This is a genomic window from Streptococcus sp. (assembly GCF_019414905.1).
Taxonomy (GTDB): domain Bacteria; phylum Bacillota; class Bacilli; order Lactobacillales; family Streptococcaceae; genus Streptococcus.
Map to the genome: position 1 here is coordinate 1 of NZ_DXLC01000071.1, position 3,482 is coordinate 3,482.

Sequence of the window (3,482 nt, forward strand, 5' to 3'; positions counted from 1 at the left end):
TTTGTCCTTTCTCGAGCTTAGCTGACTTCAACCCACTACAGTTGACAAAGAGCCAAAAAAGAAGTAGAGACCTATTATCAACCGAAAGAAATATAAAAAGTCGAGGGATTTCCTCGACCTTTTCATATTATTCTGTTCGTTATTTCTTAATACCAGCCGTTATTAAGCCAGAAGTTTTTAGCGGCTGTCCATGAACCGTAACGTCCTGCAACATAGGCATCTGCTACACGTTCTTGGTTTTCAGCTGAGTAGTCACCGTTCAAGTATGAATCTGTCAATTGGTAACGTCCGATATAACGTCCGTTTGTAGCTGTGTAGCTACCGCCTGATTCTTTTTGAGCGATCCATTCTTTAGCTTCTGCTTCAGATCCGCTTACAGTTGAAGCAACCGTTTCTTCTGCTACTGGAGTTTCCTCCTCTACTTCTGTAGTTTCTGCTGCTGGAACTGAAACAGTTTCATCTTGAGCAGCTGGTGCTGCATAAGTCGTTGAAGCTGGTGCTACTGGCGCTGCTGGACCGTCGATAACCAACTCTTGACCAACATAAATCATATGGATGTTGTCAATGTGGTTGTTTTCTGCCAATTTCTCAACTGTTGTGTTGTGAGTTGCAGCGATTTCTGAAAGTGTATCACCTTCTTTAACAGTGTAAGTTAATGATTCTTGAGCAGATACAAATGATGGAGCAAATACTGCAAACAAGGCAGCTACTCCTGCAAGAGTTGTTTTAATCTTTTTAGTTGTTGATTTCATATTTGAAAATTCTCCTTCTTTCTATATTTCTATGATACCCTTTAAATATTACCGTTTCTTGACACTTTTATGTAGAAATATTACAAAATTATTTTTTATTTCCCGAAATAATGTGTTTTTTGTCATAAAAGATACTATTTTTATGCTATTTGAGGTATTAGAAAGGTTTTCATCCACAATTAAAGTCAAGACCTTTATTCTTTGATATAATAGAGATAAGAATTTTTATAAGGGGAAACTGATGAAATCACTTCGTTTTCAATCTGTCTTTGATATCATCGGACCAGTTATGATTGGCCCATCTAGTAGCCATACCGCTGGTGCTGTTCGTATTGGGAAGATTGTCTCTTCCATTTTTGATGATACTCCGACAGAAGTCGAATTCCAACTTTTTAACTCATTTGCCAAGACCTATCGTGGTCACGGAACAGACCTAGCCCTTGTTGCAGGTATTTTGGGCATGGATACAGATGATCCTGAAATCCCAAACAGCCTGGAAATTGCCCACAAGCGCGGCATCAAGATTGTCTGGACCATTCAGAAAGACAGCAATGCCCCTCACCCAAACACCACTAAAATTACCGTCAAAAATGCCCACAAGACCATCAGCGTGACTGGTATTTCTATCGGTGGAGGGAATATTCAGGTCACCGAACTCAATGGCTTTGCCGTCTCTCTCAATATGAATACACCGACTATCATCATCGTTCATCAAGATATTCCAGGTATGATTGCCCTCGTAACAGAAGCCCTTTCACGCTATGGTATCAATATCGCCCAGATGAATGTTACTCGTGAAAAAGCTGGTGAAAAAGCCATTATGATTATCGAAGTTGACAGTCGCAACTGTGATGAGGCCATCGAAGAAATTCGAAAAATCCCTCATCTCCACAATGTCAATTTCTTTAAATAGGAGGAAACATGTTTTATTCTATCAAAGAATTGGTCGAGCAGGCAGAACTGGACTTTCAAGGAAATGTCGCAGAACTCATGATTACAACAGAGTTTGAATTGACTGGTCGCGAACGTGAAGAAGTCCTCCTTCTCATGGAACGCAATCTGGAAGTCATGAAAGCCTCTGTCCAACTTGGCCTCAATGAAAATAAATCTCGTAGTGGCCTGACAGGTGGAGATGCTGCCAAATTGGATCACTACATCAAAAACGGAAAAACTCTGTCAGATTACACGATTCTCTCTGCTGCCCGAAATGCCATTGCAGTCAATGAACACAATGCTAAAATGGGCTTGGTTTGTGCCACTCCGACCGCAGGAAGTGCTGGCTGTCTGCCCTCAGTTCTAACAGCTGCTATTGAAAAATTAGACCTCAGCCACGAACAACAGCTGGATTTCCTCTTTGCTGCCGGTGCCTTTGGACTAGTCATCGCAAACAACGCCTCTATCTCAGGTGCTGAAGGTGGCTGTCAGGCCGAGGTTGGTTCGGCCTCTGCTATGAGTGCTGCTGCCTTGACTCTGGCTGCAGGTGGAACACCTTATCAGGCCAGTCAAGCCATTGCCTTTGTCATTAAAAATATGCTGGGCCTCATCTGTGACCCTGTGGCCGGCTTGGTTGAAGTTCCCTGTGTTAAACGTAATGCCATGGGAGCTAGCTTTGCCTTCATCGCAGCAGACATGGCCCTGGCAGGTATCGAATCTAAAATCCCTGTGGATGAAGTTATCGATGCCATGTACCAAGTGGGTTCAAGCATGCCAACTGCCTTTCGTGAAACAGCTGAAGGTGGACTTGCTGCCACCCCTACTGGTCGTCGCCTCCAAAAAGAAATTTTCGGAGAATAAGCTTATCAAATAGGAGAAACCATGACCTCTATCACAGCTATCTTTTTCGATCTAGATGGAACCCTCGTTGACAGTTCTATCGGGATTCACAATGCCTTTACCCATACCTTTAAGGAACTGGGAGTGCCTAGCCCTGATGCCAAAACGATTCGTGGTTTTATGGGACCGCCCCTCGAAAGTAGTTTTGCGACCTGCCTGCCCAAAGAACAAATCGCTGAGGCTGTGCAGATATACCGTTCTTACTACAAGGCAAAAGGCATCCATGAAGCTCAACTCTTTCCTCAGATTGTAGACTTGCTTGGAGAACTAGCGAGCAAATATCCTCTTTATATCACCACAACAAAAAATACTCCAACCGCTCAAGACATGGCTAAAAATTTGGGAATCTATCATTTCTTTGATGGCATTTATGGTTCCAGCCCTGAAGCACCTCATAAGGCAGATGTCATTCGCCAAGCCTTGCAGACACATCAACTAAGCCATGAACAAGTCATCATCATCGGAGATACCAAGTTTGATATGCTGGGAGCTCAAGAAACAGGCATTCAGAAATTGGCCGTCACTTGGGGATTTGGAGAGCAAGCAGATCTACTAAACTATCAACCTGATTATATCGCCCACAAACCCTTAGAAGTTTTGGAGTATTTTCAATAACATAGACTGGGCGACAACCCCATTTCAGAAGAAAATGAAGTAAGTTTCTACATAACAAAACGCATATTACCAAGTTTTTTGTACTGACCCCAAAAAGTTGGACAAATAATTATTGAAAGGATTTAGTTCTGTACTGCACAGGACTAAGTCCTTTTAGTTTTACCTTAATTCTCTTGTTATTGTAATAATCAATATAGTCTATAATAGCTTGTTCCAATTGATTAAGTGATTTATTTGAAAGCTTCTCTATGCTATATCCTTGTTTTCTAAGTTCATAAATCT

The 3,482-nt window shown here is 42.0% G+C and carries 5 protein-coding genes; 3 read left to right on the forward strand and 2 right to left on the reverse strand.

The window, feature by feature from the left end:
• Positions 1 to 146: 146 nt before the first annotated feature.
• A complete protein-coding gene (locus QZ359_RS01800; protein ID WP_293956042.1) occupies positions 147 to 752 on the reverse strand; it encodes a LysM peptidoglycan-binding domain-containing protein in 606 nt (201 codons plus the stop codon).
• A 241-nt stretch (positions 753 to 993) separates the two neighbouring features.
• On the opposite strand from QZ359_RS01800, the gene sdaAB reads away from it, so the two are divergent.
• The 3 genes from sdaAB to QZ359_RS01815 are packed head-to-tail and all read left to right on the forward strand — an operon-like array spanning position 994 to position 3,200.
• The gene (sdaAB, locus tag QZ359_RS01805) at positions 994 to 1,665 is read left to right on the forward strand and encodes an L-serine ammonia-lyase, iron-sulfur-dependent subunit beta (protein WP_000838912.1); all 672 of its coding nucleotides are present in this window, start codon (positions 994 to 996) and stop codon (positions 1,663 to 1,665) included.
• An 8-nt stretch (positions 1,666 to 1,673) separates the two neighbouring features.
• Entirely contained in the window at positions 1,674 to 2,546 is an 873-nt protein-coding gene (gene sdaAA, locus QZ359_RS01810) for an L-serine ammonia-lyase, iron-sulfur-dependent, subunit alpha (protein ID WP_261442716.1), read from the forward strand.
• 21 nt (positions 2,547 to 2,567) lie between these two features.
• Complete coding sequence (locus QZ359_RS01815) at positions 2,568 to 3,200, forward strand: HAD-IA family hydrolase (protein ID WP_261030818.1); 633 nt, start codon at positions 2,568 to 2,570, stop codon at positions 3,198 to 3,200.
• A 109-nt stretch (positions 3,201 to 3,309) separates the two neighbouring features.
• On the opposite strand, the gene QZ359_RS01820 is transcribed toward QZ359_RS01815, so the two are convergent.
• On the reverse strand, positions 3,310 to 3,482 hold a 173-nt coding region (locus QZ359_RS01820; protein WP_293956956.1), incomplete at its 5' end, for an IS3 family transposase.

What these genes read in the sequence shown, in the direction of transcription:
- sdaAB (WP_000838912.1), top strand. Translation starts at nt 994, where the DNA reads ATGAAATCACTTCGTTTTCAATCTGTCTTTGATATCATCGGACCAGTT.
- QZ359_RS01800 (WP_293956042.1), bottom strand. Translation starts at nt 752, where the DNA reads ATGAAATCAACAACTAAAAAGATTAAAACAACTCTTGCAGGAGTAGCT.
- QZ359_RS01815 (WP_261030818.1), top strand. Translation starts at nt 2,568, where the DNA reads ATGACCTCTATCACAGCTATCTTTTTCGATCTAGATGGAACCCTCGTT.
- sdaAA (WP_261442716.1), top strand. Translation starts at nt 1,674, where the DNA reads ATGTTTTATTCTATCAAAGAATTGGTCGAGCAGGCAGAACTGGACTTT.